The sequence below is a fragment of the Clostridium ihumii AP5 genome (assembly GCF_000612845.1).
Taxonomy (GTDB): Bacteria; Bacillota; Clostridia; order Clostridiales; family Clostridiaceae; genus Clostridium_J; species Clostridium_J ihumii.
Window position 1 is genome coordinate 83,446 of sequence record NZ_CCAT010000044.1, and the last position, 22,307, is coordinate 105,752.

Sequence of the window (22,307 nt, forward strand, 5' to 3'; positions counted from 1 at the left end):
TATTTTCTTATGGAAAAAGAAAAATTACATTAGATTGGGTTATTATCAAAAGACAAATATTATATACATTTTAATTTAAATAATAATTAGGATGAAGAGATACTTATATTTAAGGGATTAAATTAAGCAAAGACAATATAAAGTATAGTTAATTAGATTAGAAGATTTAGTATGGTAAAAATAAGAAAATAATAGATTTTTAAAAATAGGATTGTATAAATGTCTTCTTAGAAAGTTACTTTATATACGAAATAATAATTATGTACTAAACATATTATTTAGGGAGAAAAGTACAGAAATACTAGGTGTAGATAAGAAAATAATTAATATATATAAAGAAATAGTTATCATCCATCTTACTAAATATATAAAAAGTAAAAAGTGTGAGAAAATCGCAAAGAAAAGGAGAAGATGTAAATACAAAGAAATGCTTGATTAATAATAACAGTCTTAGGACTATTGCAGATGAAGGTGGACAAGCATTATTAAAAAGACTTGAATTTAGTTCTTTAGATAAAACAAGTATTAAGGGAGACCTTGAAAATTTTATAGAAATGCTAAAGCAGCTTAAAAAAGAACCTAATGTTGAAATTATTGTTGGTGAGTTACCAGGTTATAGAGCTTTTTCAACATTGAGTGATGGAGAGACAAGAAGAAAGTATGCAATAGGAAAAATTACTATGATTGATGGTACAGAAAGAAGCATTATTGATATTGAAAGAGAAGGAAGATCATTATCTATATTAGTTTTAAAGGTACAAGATAAGGTCAATTGGAAATGGATTTATAACAGATTACTTTATGGAGTTGTAAATGAGAGTGGGATATGGAGTAACAATGTTATAAATAATGTTTGTAGAATGGGGATTAAGGTTAATAGAAAGAGACATAGCAAATCTACCTATTTAGAAAAATAATTATGATAACTTGGAGGTTAGAATGTATATAGCTAATGTAAAAGTAAAAAATTATAGAAATTTAAAAGAAGCATCAATAGATTTTCATGAAGGCACTAATGTAATTATTGGTCATAATAATGCAGGAAAGTCTAATTTATTATCTTCAATTGGTTTAATATTCGACAAATCATCAAGGAAACAATTGGATGTAGAAGATTTTTCTAATGAAATTCAATTAGACGAGTTGAAAGAAAAGTCTCCAACAATACAGATAACAGTATTACTTAAACAGTCCCAAAATGAAAATTTAATGGGTGATGAGTTAGTAACAGTAAGTGATTGGTTGGTATCACTAAAGGAACCATATGAAGCTCAGATTCAGTATGAATTTTTTTTGCCAACGACAGAAGATAATTATTATATGGAAAGAGTTAAATCATTAACAAGTGTAGATGATGTGTGGAAAATGATAAATGCTGATTTTATACGTTTTTATACATATAAAATTTTGGTTGGTAATCCTGCAAATCAGATTAGCATAGGCAATGAAAGTATTAATAAATTTGATTATCAATTTCTAAATGCTATACGTGATGTTGAAAGAGATATGTTTAGTGGAAAAAATACTTTATTGAAAAGTGTAATAGACTTTTTTATGGATTATGAAATTAAGGCTAATAAAGGAATGACTGAGGAAGACCAAAGAAGTCAAATACAATTAAGAAAAAGAGAATTCTCGAATACTGCAGATGATTTAATTGAAAAGCTTAAGATTAGGTTAGCATCAGGAAATAAAGAAATATTATCATATGCTTCTGATATAGGGGCTTCATTTGATAAATCAGAGCCAAGTTTTTCAGGTAAAATAACAGAAAGTGAGATATATTCTGTATTGCAACTTATTGTAAAACAAGAAACAGGAATGACAATTCCAGTATCTAGAAATGGGTTGGGATATAATAATTTAATTTTTATGTCTTTGTTGTTGGCAAAAATGCAAGTGGATTCAGATGGAAAGTATTTAGGAAGTAATGCAAAGGTTTTTCCAATGCTAATTATTGAAGAACCTGAGGCTCATTTGCATCCAACTATGCAGGATAAGTTTATGAAGTTTTTGAAAAAGAATATACATGATGGAAAAGTAAAACAGATTTTTATAACTACTCATTCTACTTTTATTACTGCTGCATCTGAATTAGATGATTTAATTTGCATGTATAAGAAAGAGAATAAATCTAATGTATCATATCCAGGAAAAGCTTTTATTAATATAGTAGATGGAGTAGAGATTACTAATGAAAAAAGCAAAAAGTATGTACAACGATTTTTTGATGCAACAAAGTCAAATATGTTATTTGCAGAAAAAATTATTTTAGTTGAAGGAATAGCAGAATTGCTTTTGATACCTATTTTTGCGGAATATATGGGAATTTCTTTAGAGGATCACCATGTTGCAGTAATTGATGTTGGAGGAAGGTATTTTGAACATTTCTTGAATTTATTTGATGGAAGAAATGAGACTGCAATTAATCGTAAAGTAGCATGTATAACGGATATTGATCCAATTAGAAAGGATAAAGTTGTTAAGGGATCTTCCTTTAAAAAATGTTATCCCTATGAATATGGACAAGATGAAAATCAATATGATTATAAACATAATGATGATCTAATAAATAAATATGGGAAAAATAAACATCCTAATATTCAAGCGTTTTCGCAAGATATTAAATATGGAAAAACATTAGAATATCAACTTGCACATGATAATCCCGAATGCACTATGCTGGTAACAGATTCAACTTCTAATAATGATAGTTTAAAAAAATTAATGAAATCTTTATTGTCAAAATCAGTAGATGAGTTGATTTCTAGTTTAAATAAAAGTGATGAAAATAAGAGAATAAAGAGTGGAATAATTGCGTCGTCATGGGATGAAGAAGAAAAAAAGAAAGCAATTATTGCTTCAAGGTATTTGAATTCTGTAGGAAAAGGAGAAAATGCGTTGGAATTAGCAGCTGATTTGAAAGATAACTTATTACTTAAGGGGAAAAACCAATATCAGGAATTTCATGTTCCTGAATATATAGCAAAAGCTATTAAGTGGGTGCGTGAGTAATATGATAATTAATGCAGATATGTATTTAGATATAGAAAAAGAATTTAAAATTGAAGCTGGTCCAGGAGCAGGGAAAACACGTTTTTTAGTAAATCATATAAATAATGTTATGAAAAATTCGGAAAGGTTATATTCTTCAAGGAAGGTTGCTTGTATTACTTATACAAATACAGCAGTTGAAACGATACTAGAACGTCTTGGAGAAGGAGCATCATTAAAAACAGAAGTTTCTACAATACACAGTTTTCTTTATAATAACATTGTTAAACCGTACAGTTCGTTTATTCCTGAGGAATATGAAGTATCTTCAGAAAAACTGAATGGTCATGATGATCCTATGGTTAATGGTTCTATTGCTAGAAAGTGGATAGAAAATGGGGAGTTTGATGATTTGAAAAATCCTAATACTAAAAATCAGATTTTGAAATTACCACAATGTTTTGCTGCACTGAAAAGTTGGCTTATTACTGCTAAATGTACTGAAAGTAAAGGAAATATTGAATGGGTATTTGATAATACAAAAGCAGTAGATTATGAGAATGATAAAGGAACAGGTATTAAAAAGAGTAATTTGGATATTCTTAAGAGTAAATTTATTGAATATAAAAAGTTTTATTGGAGAAGCGGAATATTAGACCATGAAGATGTATTATTTTTTTCTGCAGTCTTAATTCAGAAATATCCATTTATATTATCGGTATTACGTGCAAAATATCCATATTTTTTCATAGATGAATTTCAAGATACTAGTCCAATTCAATCATACATTATCAATGAGATAAGAAAAGATGAAAGTATAATTGGAATAATAGGTGATAAAGCACAGTCAATATATGGATTTTCAGGAGCTGAAGTAAAGCTTTTCAATGGTTTTAAAATAAAAAAAGATTGTAAGCATACTATAAAGGAAAATCATAGAAGTGATAAAATGATTGTAGATTTATTAAATAAGATACGTAGTGATTTAGAACAAGTTCCTCAAAGATCATATGTAGGTTCGGTTATTAAATTGTATATAGGCGATAGAAATAAAGCTTTTAATAGAGCACAGGCATTGTGTGGAGAAGAAACATTATATTCGCTTTCACGTGATAATATAACATCTAATATAATGAAGGCTAGGTTAGAAGGAACTGCATCTAATAATAAGTTATTTGATAAGCTTGATAGGATTGATAGTAATAGTCAGCGTAAAGAATATATAATTTCATTTATTAAATCTGTAGAATTAGCTAGAAATCAAAATTTTAAAGAGGCTTTAAAGAAAATAGAATGGATATATAAAAGTAAGCCAGATACTAAAAAAATAGCTTTAGAAATGTTGAGTTATGCATTGAATTACTATACTTTATACTCTCAGAAATCACTTATGGAGTTTTACTTAATACTTAGCAAGCATGAAAACTGTTTTAAATTATCAGGATTTAGAAATGGTGCAATAAAAGATTTATATAATGATACGCCATATATGGACATGGCACTTTGTGTAAATATTATAGAAGATAAGAGCAAAAATATAACTATTCATAAGGCAAAGGGAGCAGAATATGAGAATGTGTTTATAATTGGTAATAAACAATTATTATCAATGCTTGTTAATCCGGATTTGGAAAGTGAAGAGGAACAGAGAATTTTTTATGTTGCTTTAAGTCGAGCTGAAAAAAGATTATTTTTTCAATTAGACGAGTTGTCAGATGAAGATGAAAAAATAATTCATAAAAAATATAGATTTAGTATTGAAAGAATTTGATTGAAGGGGAGATGTATATGCTAGGTTTATCAGATGTTACCAAAGGAAAAATTATAGATAAATTAATAAAAGAATTAGGCTATGGTATTTTTGGGAAAATAGATATGATTGATTTTTTGAAGCGTATTTGGGATTTAGATAATATGTCATCATCAGATTGGAGATTTAAAAATGCGTCTGGTGATATATGGCAACATATGGAGAATAACGATGATTGGGATTTATATTATTTACTTAACACATATATTGGGTTAAATCGTTGTGATATAAGTATTTTCCTTAAGTTTTTAGAGCAAATAGTTCATCCTATTGTTAGAGAAGAAGATGAGCAATTGCAAATAATTAATGAAATAGATAGTTATCTAATAAGAGATGGTTATAAATTATGAAAAGGTAGATGAGATTTCAGGATGTGGAGTATACGAAATTAAATGTGTTAATAGAGGAGTTGAAGGAAAAATAAAAAATCTTATTTTTTCCGCAGATGGACCTAAGCCTGAGATAATTATTGAAGATGCCTTAACAAACAATATTAGGATTATTAAAAACGAAGAATATTGTTTGGTTTATGATAAAGCTATAACTAGTAAAGGATTGACGTGGAATAAATTGATAGATTGGTGGGGGGGAAGAGAACAACTTAGTGTTTTATTTGATAATCATGATATTGAAAAAAGTTTATATGAAAGATTAAATAAGTCATTGAATGATATTGAAAAGAAATTTTTTAGTTGCTACTATAATATTTATCATCCAATTTTAAATGAAAAATTACCAGCATTAATTCCGCAAGTATATTTACATTATGATCCATATACTTTAATAGAACTAAAAGGACAAAAAAGAATAGAAAGACAACGTATGGATTTTTTAATTTTATTATCAAATAAAGAGAGAATTGTTATTGAGTTAGACGGAAAACAACATTATTCAGAAGGAGATATTTCTTCACCAAGGTTATATTCTGACATGGTGAAGATGGATAGAAAATTAAAGCTTTTAGGATATGATATATATAGATTTGGTGGGTATGAATTTTTTAAGGGTAATATGTCAGAAGAAGACTACAATAATAAAATTAGTATGTTAGTAAAAGATTTTTTTGATAAGTTATTTACTAAACATAATGTATTATAAAATCAAATTTACTGTTGAGGGGAGATAATATGACTTATTGTGTGGCATGGACGAAAGATAAAACTATTTACATGATTGCAGATGCTGCAATATCTGCAAAAATTGATAAAGTAGAATCAAAAATTAATACATTTGGTGAAGTGCAGGGGCTATATGGTAATTATAATGTTCAGGAAGGTATTTTGAAGATTTACAAGATAACCTCAAATTTTGCTATAGCATATGCAGGAAATATTAGTCAATGTAAAGAGATAATAGAAAATATATACAGTCTTGCTAGTGAATTGAATATAAAGGAATTAATGAATGTCATAGAAAATAGTTATAATGAATATGATGTTGAGATGATTTTTATTTTCTCAGATGCTATAGATAATCATATATATAAGTTTGCAAAAGGAAGCTTTAAAGAAGATAATTATATTGAGATTGGAATAGGTAAGGATATACCATATTTATCTCAAGATATTCAATCTATTGCTAATAAGTTTTATAGGGATCAAATGGACAAGCAATACTATTTGGCAGGAGTTATTAGTATTATTCAATGTTATATGTTAAGGAATAAAACATTTGGACTTGGGGTTGGAGGAGTAATAAGTGGAATTCTTCTTGATAAACAATTGAAATGGTTTAGAGATATTGAATATTGTTTGTTAGAGGATGACATTAGAGAGATTAAATCAATGTCTGTTATAAATAGATTTAATAGTGTTTTTTCTTCTTCTGATTTAGATGGAACAACAAGAGGAATTATTTAAAGATATTGAAATATGGAATGATTTATATCAAAGGAGAGGAATTATAAAAGCCCTTAATACCAAAAATGCATTTTACTATGTGTTTTATTCTTTTAAGTATAATGTAATGTATTTTATGGAGACTAATGGATATTTACATAACATTCATTTTAGAAGATATGTAAGAAGAGATGAAAAAAAATCAGATTATGCGTATCTTTTCAGACCAGACTTTAATAATCATTTTATAAAGTATGATAGTCATGATGCAAGAATGCTTTCAGTAGTAGAAATGGAAGTCAAATCCTTAGGTTATATTCCTCATGAAGAAATGTTAAAACAATGTAACAATCAAGATGTTATTGATAGATGTAAGTATATGGAATATGATTTCGAATTTAGTGAATCAGAATTTAGAGATTTTAATAAATCACTAGTTAAGGATATAAAGGAAATAATAGAAGATTATCATAATATTGTTTTAGTAGATTATCAGTATTTTTGTGATGCAGTTGAAGAGAAAATAAATCAATACAAAGAATTTAGGACATTTACTATAGACAACATAAACTTAAAAGCGATTGTAGATCAATTTATGAAACAGATGGTTGGAGATTCTTTTGAAAAGTATGTATTTTATGCAATTAAGCCATTTAATTATAAAAAAAATATCTCAGGTGATGATATTGATAAATACTTTAAAAAATACAATAATTTTAAAATACTAGACACGGAGAATTATGAAAATGATTTTCTGGGAGTAGTGTTTCAAATAATGAAAAATTACTATATTAATGAGAAATTTTTTCATATAGATAAATATATTATAATTGCAGATAACATAAAAGTTAGGGAGTTGTTAGATATTATAACTCCAAAGTTTAATTTTGGTAGTGAAAATCCGGATATATTACTTGTGAGAAATTTGAATGGCTTAACAGAAATGAATGGCCTATTAAGATATATGGTTATAGATTATGTAGTAGCAGCGATTTTAGGTTTAACTATTGAAGAGTTTGGGCAATTAGAAGCACTTTCATATGATATTTAGAATAATGTATGCATCGTAAATTAAAGATAATTCTTAAAAATGATCAAACTTTATTTCAAAAATATAATTACAAAAATTATAGAAGATAAATATTATAATCAAACTTTATTTTAAACCAACATGCCTAAGATAAATTAAAATTTATCTTAGGCAGTTTTTTTATATAGTATTCAACTAATTTGTCCTGAAAATTTAATAAAAATCATTAAATGAACTGGAAATCTAGTTTTAATATTTACTTTCAAGTACACTAACTATAGGATTCCAAGCTGAAAAATGAAATTATTCAAATATTAAATGAGAATAGCAGTATTCCAAGAAACAGGAATTATTTAAAAAGTTATTCATAAAAATCTCAAAGAAATATTAATTTAAATAATTCCTGTTTCTTGATAATGAATAGAGAGAGGATCAAATGATATTCTGTAAAGATTTCAAAGAAAAATCCATGAAATTCTCTAATAAAACTTTAAATGAATAGATTATTAGATTTTAATAAAAAACTTGTATTACATATCAAAAATCATGATAAAAATAAAGATAAAAACTTATTAAATATTGAATGTATTTTATTTGAAGCACAAACATTTGAGTGAAAATATTAAAATTGAAAATTAGTGTTAAGCCTAATTTTTTACAACTTTATTATGACTGGAGGATTAAGGAAATAGGTGGGATGAATTTATGGATAAGTTGCTGGAAAGGATTTTGGAGTAATATGAATTTTTATGAGTATACAACTGTATCAAAATTATGAGGTCTTTTAGTATATATTTATATAGATTAATGTTATAAAATACAAAATAAGGATGTATTGGTAAATAATTCATAGAATAGATATAAGGTTATAAATAGGAAATGAGGTGGAATAATTTGTGCTTAGCAGAAAATAAATGGGATATGTTTTGTTAGATTTTATTAAAATTACTGAAAAAGAAATGTTAGAAAATGATTTATATAGGCCAATTACAGATTTGTTAATAAATAGTTCTTTATTTACAATATTGTACAAATAATCTACATAATAGACTTTTATATGTTGCATATTATAATTATTATATCCATATTTGTTAATAACTTGTAACTATTTGAATATAGGAATTGAAAAAAAAGAAACAATAACATATAATAAATGTAACATAATTATAAAAATACAAATTTATTATAAATATTACAGATATTACAATTAAATAATGTTAAAAGAAACCATATTTTATAATCTAGTAAACAAACGTATTAAAAAGCTAATTTTATAGTGTTCCAATATAGTATGTTAATTTTATTCTATAAAAAGTTTATTATCTGTCTATAAAATTTAGACAAAATTAGATGAGGGGGATAGTTATGTATAAAATATTTGATCCGCATAAATATATAATTGAAATTGGTAAATCAGTTGACAAAGATTGTTTAGAAAAAGCCTATTTGATAAAAGGTGTTTTAAATAAAGATTATCAAATAGAATTTTGTGAGTGTTTAAAGTTAGAGTTGGAGTCTACTAAAGATAGTGATTATCAATTAAAATTTGATAAAAAAATGTTATTAGCTAGTTTGAAATATTTTATAGAAAATGACTATGTATATATTTTAGTACATACACATTTAGTTTGCAATGATGAAAGAGTTTTAGCATTTTCTAATATAGATGATGATTTTCAAGAACAACTTTTTGAGGTGGCTTGTAAGTTAGGGTATAAACATCCAATGCTATTTATAGTTATTGATTCTAGGTCTTATTTGTGCAGATGTTACAATGAAGGAGAATTAGAAAAAGATGTTAAAATAACTTATGATAGTGATTGTATGAAATGTGATGATGGTAATTTGCATATTGTTACTGCTGGAAATAAAGCAGTATTATATTATGCGCCAACTGGAACAGTTGCTAATATTGATTATGATAAAGCAATAAAATTAAGAGAATTGCAGTTAAAATATTACGAAAAAAATGAACATAAACTATATGGTATTATTTTGAGAGAGTTTCTATTTAAGTACTTTGGATCAAAATTACAATATAATGTTATTAATTATAATAAATACACAGAAAATAGAATCATTAAAAGACTAGAAATTATAATACAAAATGGTTGTAACTTAAAATGTAAATATTGTTATGCGGATGAAGGTACATATGGAAATAGTATTTCTCATATGGTACCAGAGGATGCTATAAACTATTTGAATGCACTTATTATAGGACAAGGTATTTATAGTATAGAAGAAATATTATTTTTTGGAGGTGAACCTAGTATATATCCTAAAACAATTAAAATAATATGTGATTTAGTTTTAAAATTATATGAAACAAAAGTTTTGGATATAATGCCAGAATTTTATATGGTTACCAATTGTACTTATATAACTGAGGAATTAATAAATATAATTAAACAATATAATATAACTCTTACAGTAAGTATTGATGGACCTAAACTTATTAATGATATGTTAAGAGTTGATAAAAATAATAAGGGTACATTTGATTTAGTTTATAAGAATGTAAAAAGATTAAAAGAGAATGGAATTAATGTAGGAATGGCAGAATCAACATATACTTCTATACATCAAAAGAATGGAGTTACTAGAAATGATGTGCAAAATTCTATAATGGAAAATTTTAAAATTAATTCTGTTTACATTGCCGATTGTGAAGATTGTAGCTCAAGTGAGTTAATTCCTTCTAGAAAGGGGTTTGGTGATTATATACATAAGATTATTAATGATGTAAGAGAGTTTCAAGAAGATAAAAGCAAATTAAATTCATCAGAAGTAAGTATCATATACAATATTATAGAAAAAATTATTAATTCTAATAAGGAAATGGAAAATAGTTGTGTAGCTGGATATACTAGTATAACTATGACTCCAGATGGAGCATTATATCCATGCCACAGATTCATATATAAAGATAAATTTTGTTTGGCTAAATATAGTAATAATAAATATGAGAATAATTTATATGATTTATGTGTATTTGAATTGTCAAAATTAAAAAAGACTGAAAATTGTGAATGTAATCATTGTTGGGTAAGAATGTTTTGTAAACCATGTAGTTGGAATTTAGCAACCAAAAAAAATAATAGAGATACATGTAATGAATTAAAAGAAGTTGTTGATATTATTCTAACTGATATTATTGCTAAAGGATGTTTAAAGGATGTTTATAATAAAATTTTCAATATATATAGCTAGTATTTTGAATATTTTATTTATTATATAAAAATATGAAAGGAGGATTTTGAATGTTAGAAGAAATTTTAAATATTGATATATCTGAAATTGATTTAGATATATTGGAATCAACCCCTAAAGAACTAAAGATGAGAGTAGCCTGTGGTATAAATAAAGGTAGCGGAAGTTGTGGTTAACAAACAATAAAAAAGCAAAGTATATTTATTAAAATCTTAATAGCTACTTAAATAATTTTTATAATAAAAGTTTCAATAGTATACAAGAAATATTTTTTTATTTATATCTATTAAATAAAAGTATGAAAGGAGGATTTTGAATGTTAGAAGAAATTTTAAATATTGATATATCTGAAATTGATTTAGATATATTAGAATCAACCCCTGAAGAACTAAAGATGAGGGTAGCATGTGGTATAACTAAAGGCGGCGGAAGTTGTGGCTAAAAAATCATAAGACATTAAAGTATACAAAATGCAAATAGCATTTTGTATACTTCTAAAATTTATATTAATTTTGGAGAAAAAGGTTATGTGTGTGAATGAATACTTTAAAAAGAATAAATATTTACTTATAAAATGGATGATGTATGAATTTTTTTGTTCTGTAGCTATAGTATTATGGTCATTTTTTATGAAAAGTTTATATGATGTTTTAGTTAATGAAGGTCTTGGTAGTATTAAAAATTTATTTATATATGGTCTATTTTTTGTTATATTTTATTTTATATCAAGTTATTATAGTGAAAGATCAAAGGCAAAGTATTTAAATGGATGTAATAATATGTTAAAGAATGATTTGTATTCTTGTATTATGAATAAAAATATTAATTCATTTAATGAAGACAATAGTGCAAAATATATTTCTATCCTAAATAATGATGTGAAATTAATAGAAGAAAAATACTTTTGTTTATTGCCAACTATTTTTGCATCTTATATGCTAGCTTTCATAGCTGGTGTAACAATGATATTTTATGATGCTTTATTAGGAACGGCTACTCTTTTTATCAATCTTCTTCCAATAGTTGTTTCTTATTTTATAGGAAACAATTTGTCACAAAAGAGAAAGATATATATGGATCACTTAGAAAAATTCAATTTAAATATAAAAGATATTTTTAATGGATTTGATATAATAAAAACATTTAATGCAGAAGAGAGGGTTGGGGAAAAGTTTAGAGAAATCAATTGTAAAACAGAGGGGAAACTGTTAGAGTTAAGGAAAAGTGAATCGTTAGTACAAGCAGTAATGAGTACTTTAAATTATTTGACAGCAGTTATTCAATTAGTTTTATCAGTGTATTTAATTTATAAAAATTATATAAATATGGGTATTTTATTAGGAATCATGCAAATATCTAATTATGTATCAAACCCAATAGAACATTTATCGCAATACATGGTTCAATATAAATCTGTAAAAAGTATAAAAAATAGAATAAATGACATTTTGAATATAGATAATGATATAGCTATTAACAAGGTAAATATAAATGGAATAAATACGATTAGTTTGAAAGATATAAGTTATAGTTATAATGAGAAAAATGATGTTATAAAAAATTTTAGTTTTGATTTTGAGTCAGGAAAAAAATATGCCATAGTTGGAAGAAGTGGATGTGGAAAGTCTACTTTAATAAAATTAATTATGCATTATTATGAAAATTATAGCGGGCATATACTAATAGATGATAATGAATTAAGAAATATAGATAAGAAAAGTTTATATAATAATGTGTGCTTGATTGGGCAAAATATTATGTTGTTTGATGATAATATTAGAAATAATATAACAATGTTTCAAGAATTTGAAGATAAAGAAGTTATAGATGTGACAAATTTAGTTGGGCTAAATAGTATAGTTAATAATTCTGAAGAAGGAATATATTCTAAGGTTTTAGAAAGTGGTATGAATTTTTCAGGAGGAGAGAAGCAGAGAATAGCAATAGCCAGAGCATTAATAAGAAATACACCTATTATCATATTAGATGAAGCTACATCAAATTTAGACAATGAAAATACCTGCAATATTGAAAATTTAATTTTAGAAATTGATAAACTGACAAGTATTGTAGTTACCCATAAATTAAATGCAACACTGTTAAAGAAGTATGATGAAATAATAGTAATGTCAGATGGAATTATTGCTGAATATGATAGTTTTGATAATTTAATAAATAAAAAAGGATTATTTTATAATTTATATAAGTATGGATTATAAAATTAAATGATATAAAGAATGAAATTTAAAACATTTATTAGTTGTTTTAATAGAAGTTATTAAATATATTTAAAGAATATACTTTTGAAGAACAATTGAAAGAACCTTCTGAGCAAGAAGGTTCTTTTTATAACTTTTTATTTTCTTATAATGGGTGCGTAAATTTGAATTTTGGATGTTTCATCTTTAAAGTTAACATCATAGACTTCAAAGTTAGGAAGTTTTGTATAGATATTTTTATTTTTGGTACAAATAGATTGAGGTTGTTTTAGATTTTGTTCAGATAACCATGTTTTATAAAAGTATCTCCAAAATTCTCCGCTAGTTTCCATATCTAGGGTAGTTTCAAATACAGCATATTCGCAGGTGTCAAATTTACGAGCAATGAAGCCAGAAGGTAAGTTTTTTAATGTGGAAACTTCTACACCAATCATATATTTTGCTGTGTCATTTTCATCTGATTCATGAGTCATTCCATATACTACTGGATAGTTTATTTGATCAGGAATTAGTTCTACTAAATTTTCATTATTCCATTTATCATATAAATTTCCTATATTATTAGTACCTAGATTATAGTCAATGTCAGTTTCAATTCCTACTACTAGGAAACTTTCCTTTGTGATAAATTTTACATTTTCAAAGCAGTGTTTTAAATCCATAATTATACCTCTTTCCATGAATATATTTTCAGGAGGAAATGGATTAATAGGTGGATTTATTTTTCTGAAATGTGCTGGTGGAAGTTTGTATTGTTTTACAAATTTTTTTGTAAGTGATTGTTGAGATGAAAATCCCGACTCAAAGGCTATAAAGATGATTTTTTTATCAGTTTCTTTGAGTGCAATTGCTGCTTTGTATAAACGATATTGATTTAAATACTCTTTCACAGTATAACCTGTAATAATTCTAAAAACCATTGAAAAATAAGATGGTGAAAGATATACATATTCAGCTATATCAGCAACTAAAATATTTTCAGTATAATTTTGATGAATAAACTCTGTTGCTTCAAGTATAGTATTTAGATAATCCATGTTAATCCCTCCTTCCAATATTATATTACTATATTTTGTATCAAGAAGTTTTGTCAAAATCAACTAACTTATAAGTTAAAATTTAGCATAAAGCATTAAACACTAGCTTAGTGACAGTCATTATGTATATTTTATTTATTGTTATAAAAATATATTTTAGGATATAATATATTTAAGTATATAATAATTTAAAGGACGTGAAAAATTTGAATAAACAACATGATTTTGATGCCGCATGGAAATCTATACTAGAAGCATTCGAGGTAGAAATCACAGAGTTATTATTTCCAGAACTATTTGATAAGATAGCATGGGAATTAGGCACAGAATCTTTAGATAAGGAATTACTAGAAATACAAAAAGAAATTTTTGATAAAGATAGTAGTGAAAAAATAATATCAGATAAAATAATAAAAGTAAGATTAAAAAACAATGAAAATAAAATAATATTTATTCATGTAGAAGTACAAAGTTATAGTAGTGACAAGGAAGTATTTGGAGAACGAATGTTTAGATATTTCTACAGAATATGGGATAAGTTTAGATATAAATACAACGATAAATCAGAAATAATAGCAGCAGCTATTTATACATATAAAGGTAGTAGAGGAAAAGATAAAAGTTACATATATAAACTACCAGAGATAGAAAAAGAAATATTAACATATAATTTTAAAACTATAGATGTAGAAACATTAGATTTAAATAAGATAAGTGAAGAAAATCCATTAAAATTAGTTTTTAAAATGGCAAAAATTTTACTTGAAACAGGTGCAAAAGATGAGGACATATTTAATGCAAAAATAAACTTGGCAGAAGAATTAAAGGATTATGATAAAGTTAAAAATAATGAGCAAATAAAAGCACTGGTAGATTTTCTAGAATATTTATTTCTAATCAATGATGAAGAATTAGATGAAAAATATAATGAATATAAAAGAATAAGTGGGGGTGTATATAAAATGACAATAGAAGAAATAAGAAAGAAATATTATACACAAAAAGGAAGAGAAGAAGGAATAGAAAAAGGGAGAGAAGAAGAAAAATTAGAGTTAGCTAGAAATTTATTAGATATTTTAGATGATGAAACTATAGCTTTAAAAGTGGGGTTAGATATAAAAGACGTTAAAAAAATAAGAAAAGAAACCGAGGCAGGTAATTAACCTGTCTTATTTTTATATCAAATAAAGATTAATAATAAATTACATTTAAAGAACAATTTCATCATACATATATTTACAAAAATAAGTAAAAGAGTATGATAAAATAAATAAGAGATTTTAGAAGAGGGAATTGAGTTTAGAATATAAGATAGGGGACAATGATATGGAAAAAATAATCGATATTGGAGAAGGAAAAATAGAAGCTTGTATTAAAGGAAGTGGAGAAGTTACAGTAGTTATTGAATTGGGGATATGTACTCATTTTAGTGATTGGGATATTGTAATAGATGAACTTTCTAAAAAAATTAGAGTAATTGCTTATCATAGAGCAGGATATGGAAATAGCAGAAGTGAATGTAAAAAACGTACGGGTAGACAAATTGTAAAAGAATTAAATATGTTGTTAGAAAAAGAAAATATTGAAAAAAACATTATATTAATTGGTCATTCTTTTGGTGGTTTATGTGTTCAACATTTTGCTCAATTATATCCTGAAAAAGTAATTGGAATGATTTTAGTAGATCCAAATACAATTTATCAGAAAGAAATGGACAAGTTACCAACAATTAAAGAAAAATTTTCAAGAAGCAAAGATATTAAAAATTGGGAGCAATTATCAAAGAAAAACAAAGAAGAACTTATATTAGAAATTAATCCTAAAATAAGCAAAGAGCAAATGATGTTATCAAAAGAATCAAAACAAAGAATTTTGGATTTTTTAGTGGAGCCACAAACATACAAAACAATGATGTTAGAATACTCTAGCCTTGATGAAACTATTAATGATATAAGAGCGTTAGACAGAAGGTATAAATGTCCAATGATAGTAATGACAAGAGATAAGGAATTAATGATTTCAAATTTAATAAAATGTGGAATTGAAAAAGAAGAAGCTGGAACCATGGAGAATACATGGCAGAAGATAATTAAGGAAATTGCGGAAGTATCACAAAATGGAAAATTCATAGAAGTTAAAGGGGCTACACATTGTATATATCGTTTTAAACCAGAATTGATAGTAAATGAAGCAATTAAATTAATATAGCAAAGAACGTTAGTAATTAAATGTATTAATATATAAACAAATGACTGTTACTTAGAATTATTTTAAAAGTGACAGTCATTATATATTCACAAAAGGATTTAAGGATTCAATGAGATATCTTATATTAAAAACAAAGGGGCTATTTTATTATGGAAAAATATTTATTAAAAAGTAATACTATTATTGATTTAGAAGAAAAAATTAGAATTAATGGATTATATGAAGTGGAAAAATTTTTGCATAGGCTAAATAGTATAGGAACTCCTATATTAGAAAGATTAGAAAAGGATGATGAAAATAGCTTATTAACATTCATATATGAAAGTGATAAAGAATGTGAAAGTGTTTTGTTTGTACCTAATATAGGTGAAGATAGATATAAAGATAAATATAAAGATTTTCAAATGAAAAGATTAAAGAAAACAAATATATGGTATATCACGTATAAAGTAAAAAATGATATAAGATTAATGTATTATTTTTCACCTAATGACCCATTAGATGACGATTGGGATGATAGATTTGATAATAGAGTTACATATGATAAATTTAATAAAAATATATTGAATTTTAAAGGAAAAAATGGAATTGAGGATAGTAAAGCATCATATATAATAATGCCAAACTCACCAAGAGACATTTGGGCTAATAAAATAATTGGTGTACCAACAGGAAATATAGATGAATATATATTTAAAAGCAATATATTAAATGATGAAAGAAAAATTAGAGTTTATACACCATATGGTTATGATAATAATAAAAAAAAGAAATACGCATTTATGATTTTAACAGATGGTAATGAATACATAGATAATCTTTATGCAATAGAAACTTTAAATAATCTTATATATTATAAAAAAATTGCTCCAATAGTTTCAATATTCATTGATTCAACAGAAAAGAGAGATGAAGAATTAACTTGTGATGATGAGTTTGGGAAATATGTTACAACTGAGTTAATTCCTTGGATTAGGAGAAATTATAATATTTCTAATAAATCACAAGATGCGATAATTGGCGGTTTAAGTTATGGTGGATTAACAGCAACTTATTTTGGATTGAAATATCCAGATGTGTTTGGAAATATTCTTTCAGAATCAGGGTCATATTGGTATAAACCTAATGATTTTATTTGTGATAATAACAATTGTTATATGAGTATGCAATTTAAAAAAATAAATAAGTTACCCCTTAAATTTTATTTAAATATAGGAATATTAGAAGATAAATATATGATAGATTCTAATATAAATTTAAAGAATACATTAAAAGCTAAAGGATATGATATTAAATTTCAGTGGTTTAACAGTGGTCATGATTATTTATATTGGGGGGAGACTATGGCATATGGATTAATTTATCTTATAGGAGATAGATAGCATATGGTATATAAGATACAACTAAAAAATCAATTATTATTAATTAGAGGATAGTTCAGTGAATATAATTAAATTTACCTTAAGTATTTGTTTATAATTTTATTAAATAATGGGAACTTTAAAATTAAAGATATAGACAAAGATGGATAGGTGAATGAGATGATTGAAAGATTAAAGAAAGATAATAGATATATAAAATATGGAATGATTATATTCATAGCTATTGTTGTTGTTGTAACAGTTAAAGCTATTGCATATGGTGATGATATTTTGGCATGGTTATTTTTTCAGTTAAGAAGATTTATTAAGGTTATATCACCAATAATATATGCAATAATAATTTCATATTTGTTATATAAACCAATTAAATGGATTGAAGGTTTGATTTATAGAGGCTTAAATTATGTGTTAAAGAAGAATGATGCAGATAAGTATAGTAAAACAGTTAGAGTTATTAGTATATTTATTTTATTTTTTATGATTATATTAGGACTTATAATCATATATAAATTTTTAGTGCCACCACTTATGGAGAACTTTAACGATATAATAGATGCATTACCAATGTTTCAAGCAAAGCTAAAACAGTGGGCAATTAACATAGCTGAGAAGTTTGATATTAAAAGTATACACTTTGAAAATACTAATAAGATATCAATAGATATTATGAATAAGTTAAAAAATGTACTAGAAGGATTGTTAGCAAAAATTATAATAACACTTAGCAATATATCTTCATTTTTATTGAATTTTATAATGACAATGATATTAACAGCATATTTTCTAATTGATAAGGAGAGAATTGTAAAACAGGTAAAAGAAATTATAGATGTGTTATTACCTAAAAAGGCATCAAGGGCTTTAAAAACATTTTTTTATGATGTAGATTATGTAGTTGGTGGATATATAGTTGGTGAATTGCTGGACTGTATTATTGTAGGAATAGCATCAACAATATTATTAATGATAGTTAAGCACCCTTATGCAGTAATAATAGGAGTTATAGCAGGTGTAACAAATATAATTCCATATGTAGGTCCAATAATTGGGGCTGTCTTAGCTTTTTTCTTTGGAATGTTTACAAGTCTTTCTTTAGCAATAACAGGAACAATACTGTTATTAATATACCAACAAGTGGATGGAAATTTTATTCAACCTAAAATAGTTGGAGATAAAATAGGTCTTTCAGCGGTTTGGGTGTTTATTGCAGTTCTTATTGGTGGAAGTTATTTTGGAGCATTAGGAATGGTAATATCAATACCGGTAGCTGGACTTGTAAGAGTATATTTTAATAGATATAAAGAATATAAAAAATTGAAAAATGACATATGATAGAAATAGGTAGGCTCTTAAGCCTACCTATTTTTATATAATTAGTACTCAAAATTAAGTAGTAACTGTTTATGGGATATAAGGAGTGCTGTAATAATGATAAGATTTATATAAGGATATTAAATGAGGTGATTTATATGAAGATACATAAAAATAAGGACTTCATATTACTTGTAGTAGCAAGGTTATTAATTAATTTTGCAGATAGTCTTTTTTATATTGTAGCTATTTGGTATACATCAAAAACTTTAGAATCTACTTATTACACAAGCATAGCAACATTTTTATTCTTATTACCAGAGACTGTTTTAATATTTATAGGACCTATAGTTGATAGGGTAAATCCTAAAAAAATTTTACTTAATTCATTATGCACACAACTGGGACTTTTAATGATAGTAGTTGTATTTTGGAATAAATTAAGTATAGTAATGTTGTTAATTGCAATTTTTATATCATCATTTATGAGTAATATAACATATCCAATTGAAGAGAGTATAATACCACAGATTGTAAAAACTGAAGAGTTAGTAACAGCAAATTCTATATTATCTGTAACTTACAAAATTTTTGATTCAATATTTAATGGAACATCAGGATTTTTATTAGTTGCATTTTCAACAGTTTCACTTTTAAAAATTAATTTAATAGCATTTCTTTTACCTTTATTTGTAGTTTGGTTCATTAAATTTACTTATGAAAAAAGTGATGAAGAATACAATATTAAAAATTATTTTAAAGATTTAAAAGAAGGTGCTGTTTTTATAAAAAGTAGTGAATTAATTTATATTTTAGCACCTTTAATTTTTGTTAATTTCTTTAATGCTGTTAATGGGGTAGTTTTACCATTTTTTTCGCAACAATATATAAATGCAGCTGAAACATTTGGAATGATTATGGCAATTAAAGGTGTAGGTGGAATAGTTGGAGCAATTATAATTAATCATGTAAAAAAAGTATTACCAACAGGAAAACTTCTTTCAGTGCTTCTAATATTGAATGGTGTGTTTTGGATATGCTTCATTTTTACTGGTGGAACTTTTATATCTTATTTATTTGTCTTTGTATCTTATATGTTTTTTGGAATGTACAACATAATTTATTCTTCATTATTTCAAGCAATTACACCTATTAAATTAATGGGAAGAGTATTATCATCAGTTGATACAATAATTGCAATTGCTATGCCAATAGGAGCTTTATTTGGTGGCGTAATTTTAAAAGTTTTGCCGTGCAATATATCTATGATGTTTTCAGCAATATCAGTTATTATAACAGGCATTTTTTATTATAAGGTTAAAATTATTAACTCATTACCGTATATTGATGATATAAATAGGTTAAATATAGATAAGGTTAATGCAAAGATCTAACTTTTATGGGTTGGATCTTTTATTTAATAGATTTATAAGAAACATATAGAAAATACTTTACGTGGATTTTACATGACCTTAATTTAAGCATTACAAATATGTATTAATATATAAATATAAGATAAATAAGAAAAAGGGAGGAAAAAATATGAATATATTAGACAATCATGTACACACACATTTCTCAAGTGATGGGAAGGATAATATGGAGGATGTTATAAAAAGAGCTATACAAATAGGTGTTAAGCATATTACATTTACAGATCACTTAGAGTATAATACAGACAGATTTAGTCTTAATTGCAAGGAGTACTGTGACACTATCTATAGATATAAAGAAAAATATAAAAAGGATATAGAAATATTACTAGGTGTGGAAGTTGGATATCAAAACCATGTGAAAGATGAAATTGAAGAGATAGTAAATTCTAATCCATTTGATTTTGTATTATGTTCAACACATTCAGTAGATAAAATAAATGTACCAGATAAAAAATACTTTGAAGGATACACTAAAAAAGAAGCATATACAAGATATTTTGAAAGTATGTTAGAAACTACTAAGAACTTTAAAAACTTCAATTCTTATGGACATTTAGATTACATTATAAGATATGGAAACTTTGAAAACAATAAAGTAATATATAGTGATTATAAATGTATTTTAGATGAGATACTAAAGAATATTATAAACAATGGAAGTGGAATAGAGCTAAACACATCAGGATATAGATATGGTTTAGATACAATACACCCTAATATGGATATTTTAAAAAGATATAAAGAATTAGGTGGAGAAGTTATAACAATTGGTTCAGATTCTCACAGAGCAAATGATGTGTGTAAGGATTTTGATAAAGCATATGAAATGTTAGAATATGTAGGATTTAAATATGTATGTATATTCAGAGATAGAAAGCCCGAATTCATATGTATAGATGAAAAACAATTTAAAAAAGTTATATAATTAATGTTAAGACTCATTGAAATATAAAGCATATTCAATGAGATTTTGTGCTTTCAGTGTTTATAAAGTTGTACATATATTTAATTTTCAGCTTAGGAATACAGTAATATAAAGTATAATTAAAATTTAAAAAAAGTAAATGTGTATAACTTTATGAATATATATGACAAAGTTTTAAATATATTTGTGACAAATAGTATTTGTTTGCAAGTCATAAAAATAAAAGTCTAAATAAAATTTTTGCAACTTTGAAGAAATTAAATTAAATAGAATTTGTGCTAAACATAATGTTGATAATGTAGCATCTGGAAGGGTAATGCAAAAGTGTGGAATGACATATGAAGTAACTTTAAGAGAAGTTCAAATTAAAAATAATAGAGTTTGTAGTCTAGCAGTATATTCAATTTTAAAAAGAGAATGGATTGATAATGAAAAGTAAAAAGGATGCTATTAGGCATCCTTTTTTACTAGTATTATTTGTTAAATAAAGAATTTATATAGTCATAGTCTATTGAACCATTAACAACTTCATAAGTACATGAATTTACACGTCTATGAGGTGAATCACGATGTTCTGTTGTAATTAAAATATGTGTATTATCAAAAAAATTTATAACTATAGAATTAGCATAGGTAAAGTTTTCAAGAAATATAGAATCAAAAGGATTATCATCTGCATATGAATAAGAAGTTTTACTTTCAACTAATTTTAAGCTATTCATGTATTTAATAAACTTATCAAGCTTAATATCATCTTCAATAAGATTTCTAGAATAATCACAATTATGCATTGAATATATAGAAATATATTCAATGCTTTTATTATCACCAAAAGCTTTATAAACTATATCATCAAATGATTTTTTATAGGTGGATAAATGATATATTGAAAATAACATTAATA

21 protein-coding genes are annotated in these 22,307 nt (G+C 25.2%); 19 read left to right on the plus strand and 2 right to left on the minus strand.

What is annotated here, in order from left to right; genetic code table 11:
* Nucleotides 1-383: 383 nt before the first annotated feature.
* The 13 genes from BN346_RS07745 (at nt 384) to BN346_RS07780 (ending at nt 13,104) form a co-directional block, all read left to right on the plus strand.
* On the plus strand, nt 384-917 hold the full coding sequence (locus tag BN346_RS07745; protein ID WP_040327629.1) for a Tn7-like element transposition protein TnsE: 534 nt from the start codon (nt 384-386) through the stop codon (nt 915-917).
* A gap of 22 nt (nt 918-939) precedes the next feature.
* Entirely contained in the window at nt 940-3,015 is a 2,076-nt protein-coding gene (locus BN346_RS07750; RefSeq protein WP_040327631.1) for an ATP-dependent nuclease, read from the plus strand.
* A gap of 1 nt (nt 3,016) precedes the next feature.
* Complete coding sequence (locus BN346_RS07755) at nt 3,017-4,765, plus strand: UvrD-helicase domain-containing protein (RefSeq protein ID WP_040327633.1); 1,749 nt, start codon at nt 3,017-3,019, stop codon at nt 4,763-4,765.
* 17 nt (nt 4,766-4,782) lie between these two features.
* Entirely contained in the window at nt 4,783-5,154 is a 372-nt protein-coding gene (locus BN346_RS20480) for an AbiJ-related protein (RefSeq protein WP_051540157.1), read from the plus strand.
* A complete protein-coding gene (locus BN346_RS07760; RefSeq protein ID WP_051540159.1) occupies nt 5,138-5,902 on the plus strand; it encodes a hypothetical protein in 765 nt (254 codons plus the stop codon). The genes BN346_RS20480 and BN346_RS07760 overlap by 17 nt, the downstream gene beginning before the upstream one ends.
* Nucleotides 5,903-5,931: 29 nt before the next feature.
* Nucleotides 5,932-6,663 (plus strand): hypothetical protein, encoded by a 732-nt coding sequence (locus BN346_RS07765; protein ID WP_040327635.1) that lies wholly within the window; start codon nt 5,932-5,934, stop codon nt 6,661-6,663.
* Complete coding sequence (locus BN346_RS07770; RefSeq protein ID WP_040327636.1) at nt 6,638-7,693, plus strand: hypothetical protein; 1,056 nt, start codon at nt 6,638-6,640, stop codon at nt 7,691-7,693. The genes BN346_RS07765 and BN346_RS07770 overlap by 26 nt, the downstream gene beginning before the upstream one ends.
* Before the next feature lie 473 nt (nt 7,694-8,166).
* Entirely contained in the window at nt 8,167-8,289 is a 123-nt protein-coding gene (locus tag BN346_RS22210; RefSeq protein ID WP_278245506.1) for a hypothetical protein, read from the plus strand.
* Nucleotides 8,290-8,586: 297 nt separating this feature from the next.
* Nucleotides 8,587-8,709, plus strand: coding sequence for a hypothetical protein (locus BN346_RS22215; RefSeq protein WP_278245507.1), 123 nt, complete (start codon nt 8,587-8,589; stop codon nt 8,707-8,709).
* 328 nt (nt 8,710-9,037) lie between these two features.
* Nucleotides 9,038-10,885, plus strand: a complete 1,848-nt coding sequence (locus BN346_RS07775; protein WP_040327639.1) for a radical SAM/SPASM domain-containing protein — start codon at nt 9,038-9,040, stop codon at nt 10,883-10,885.
* 50 nt (nt 10,886-10,935) lie between these two features.
* Nucleotides 10,936-11,061 (plus strand): hypothetical protein, encoded by a 126-nt coding sequence (locus BN346_RS22220; protein ID WP_278245508.1) that lies wholly within the window; start codon nt 10,936-10,938, stop codon nt 11,059-11,061.
* Between the two features lie 140 nt (nt 11,062-11,201).
* Nucleotides 11,202-11,327: a hypothetical protein gene (locus BN346_RS22225; RefSeq protein WP_278245509.1), complete on the plus strand. Its 126-nt coding sequence runs from the start codon at nt 11,202-11,204 to the stop codon at nt 11,325-11,327.
* Between the two features lie 28 nt (nt 11,328-11,355).
* Entirely contained in the window at nt 11,356-13,104 is a 1,749-nt protein-coding gene (locus tag BN346_RS07780) for an ABC transporter ATP-binding protein (RefSeq protein WP_081770956.1), read from the plus strand.
* A 137-nt stretch (nt 13,105-13,241) separates the two neighbouring features.
* Here BN346_RS07780 and BN346_RS07785 read toward each other — a convergent pair whose 3' ends face one another.
* Nucleotides 13,242-14,141 (minus strand): AraC family transcriptional regulator, encoded by a 900-nt coding sequence (locus BN346_RS07785; RefSeq protein WP_040327643.1) that lies wholly within the window; start codon nt 14,139-14,141, stop codon nt 13,242-13,244.
* A 206-nt stretch (nt 14,142-14,347) separates the two neighbouring features.
* On the opposite strand from BN346_RS07785, the gene BN346_RS07790 reads away from it, so the two are divergent.
* The 6 genes from BN346_RS07790 to BN346_RS07815 all read left to right on the plus strand — a co-directional run bounded on the left by BN346_RS07790 (nt 14,348) and on the right by BN346_RS07815 (nt 21,403).
* Nucleotides 14,348-15,304: an Rpn family recombination-promoting nuclease/putative transposase gene (locus BN346_RS07790; protein ID WP_040327645.1), complete on the plus strand. Its 957-nt coding sequence runs from the start codon at nt 14,348-14,350 to the stop codon at nt 15,302-15,304.
* A 163-nt stretch (nt 15,305-15,467) separates the two neighbouring features.
* Complete coding sequence (locus BN346_RS07795; protein ID WP_040327647.1) at nt 15,468-16,349, plus strand: alpha/beta hydrolase; 882 nt, start codon at nt 15,468-15,470, stop codon at nt 16,347-16,349.
* A 149-nt stretch (nt 16,350-16,498) separates the two neighbouring features.
* The gene (locus tag BN346_RS07800; protein WP_040327648.1) at nt 16,499-17,731 is read left to right on the plus strand and encodes an alpha/beta hydrolase; all 1,233 of its coding nucleotides are present in this window, start codon (nt 16,499-16,501) and stop codon (nt 17,729-17,731) included.
* Nucleotides 17,732-17,890: 159 nt separating this feature from the next.
* Nucleotides 17,891-19,063 (plus strand): AI-2E family transporter, encoded by a 1,173-nt coding sequence (locus tag BN346_RS07805; RefSeq protein WP_040327650.1) that lies wholly within the window; start codon nt 17,891-17,893, stop codon nt 19,061-19,063.
* A gap of 137 nt (nt 19,064-19,200) precedes the next feature.
* On the plus strand, nt 19,201-20,436 hold the full coding sequence (locus BN346_RS07810) for an MFS transporter (RefSeq protein WP_040327651.1): 1,236 nt from the start codon (nt 19,201-19,203) through the stop codon (nt 20,434-20,436).
* Between the two features lie 148 nt (nt 20,437-20,584).
* Entirely contained in the window at nt 20,585-21,403 is an 819-nt protein-coding gene (locus BN346_RS07815) for a histidinol-phosphatase HisJ family protein (RefSeq protein WP_040327652.1), read from the plus strand.
* Nucleotides 21,404-21,876: 473 nt separating this feature from the next.
* On the opposite strand, the gene BN346_RS07820 is transcribed toward BN346_RS07815, so the two are convergent.
* Nucleotides 21,877-22,302, minus strand: a complete 426-nt coding sequence (locus tag BN346_RS07820) for a hypothetical protein (protein WP_148361087.1) — start codon at nt 22,300-22,302, stop codon at nt 21,877-21,879.
* Between the last annotated feature and the right edge of the window lie 5 nt (nt 22,303-22,307).

Coding starts and splice junctions, on each gene's coding strand:
- BN346_RS07800 (WP_040327648.1), top strand. CDS start 16,499: ATGGAAAAATATTTATTAAAAAGTAATACTATTATTGATTTAGAAGAA.
- BN346_RS07785 (WP_040327643.1), bottom strand. CDS start 14,141: ATGGATTATCTAAATACTATACTTGAAGCAACAGAGTTTATTCATCAA.
- BN346_RS07765 (WP_040327635.1), top strand. CDS start 5,932: ATGACTTATTGTGTGGCATGGACGAAAGATAAAACTATTTACATGATT.
- BN346_RS07780 (WP_081770956.1), top strand. CDS start 11,356: ATGCAAATAGCATTTTGTATACTTCTAAAATTTATATTAATTTTGGAG.
- BN346_RS22220 (WP_278245508.1), top strand. CDS start 10,936: ATGTTAGAAGAAATTTTAAATATTGATATATCTGAAATTGATTTAGAT.
- BN346_RS07815 (WP_040327652.1), top strand. CDS start 20,585: ATGAATATATTAGACAATCATGTACACACACATTTCTCAAGTGATGGG.
- BN346_RS07810 (WP_040327651.1), top strand. CDS start 19,201: ATGAAGATACATAAAAATAAGGACTTCATATTACTTGTAGTAGCAAGG.
- BN346_RS22225 (WP_278245509.1), top strand. CDS start 11,202: ATGTTAGAAGAAATTTTAAATATTGATATATCTGAAATTGATTTAGAT.
- BN346_RS07760 (WP_051540159.1), top strand. CDS start 5,138: ATGGTTATAAATTATGAAAAGGTAGATGAGATTTCAGGATGTGGAGTA.
- BN346_RS07750 (WP_040327631.1), top strand. CDS start 940: ATGTATATAGCTAATGTAAAAGTAAAAAATTATAGAAATTTAAAAGAA.
- BN346_RS22215 (WP_278245507.1), top strand. CDS start 8,587: ATGGGATATGTTTTGTTAGATTTTATTAAAATTACTGAAAAAGAAATG.
- BN346_RS07770 (WP_040327636.1), top strand. CDS start 6,638: ATGGAACAACAAGAGGAATTATTTAAAGATATTGAAATATGGAATGAT.
- BN346_RS07775 (WP_040327639.1), top strand. CDS start 9,038: ATGTATAAAATATTTGATCCGCATAAATATATAATTGAAATTGGTAAA.
- BN346_RS07795 (WP_040327647.1), top strand. CDS start 15,468: ATGGAAAAAATAATCGATATTGGAGAAGGAAAAATAGAAGCTTGTATT.
- BN346_RS07820 (WP_148361087.1), bottom strand. CDS start 22,302: ATGTTATTTTCAATATATCATTTATCCACCTATAAAAAATCATTTGAT.
- BN346_RS22210 (WP_278245506.1), top strand. CDS start 8,167: ATGAATAGATTATTAGATTTTAATAAAAAACTTGTATTACATATCAAA.
- BN346_RS20480 (WP_051540157.1), top strand. CDS start 4,783: ATGCTAGGTTTATCAGATGTTACCAAAGGAAAAATTATAGATAAATTA.
- BN346_RS07805 (WP_040327650.1), top strand. CDS start 17,891: ATGATTGAAAGATTAAAGAAAGATAATAGATATATAAAATATGGAATG.
- BN346_RS07755 (WP_040327633.1), top strand. CDS start 3,017: ATGATAATTAATGCAGATATGTATTTAGATATAGAAAAAGAATTTAAA.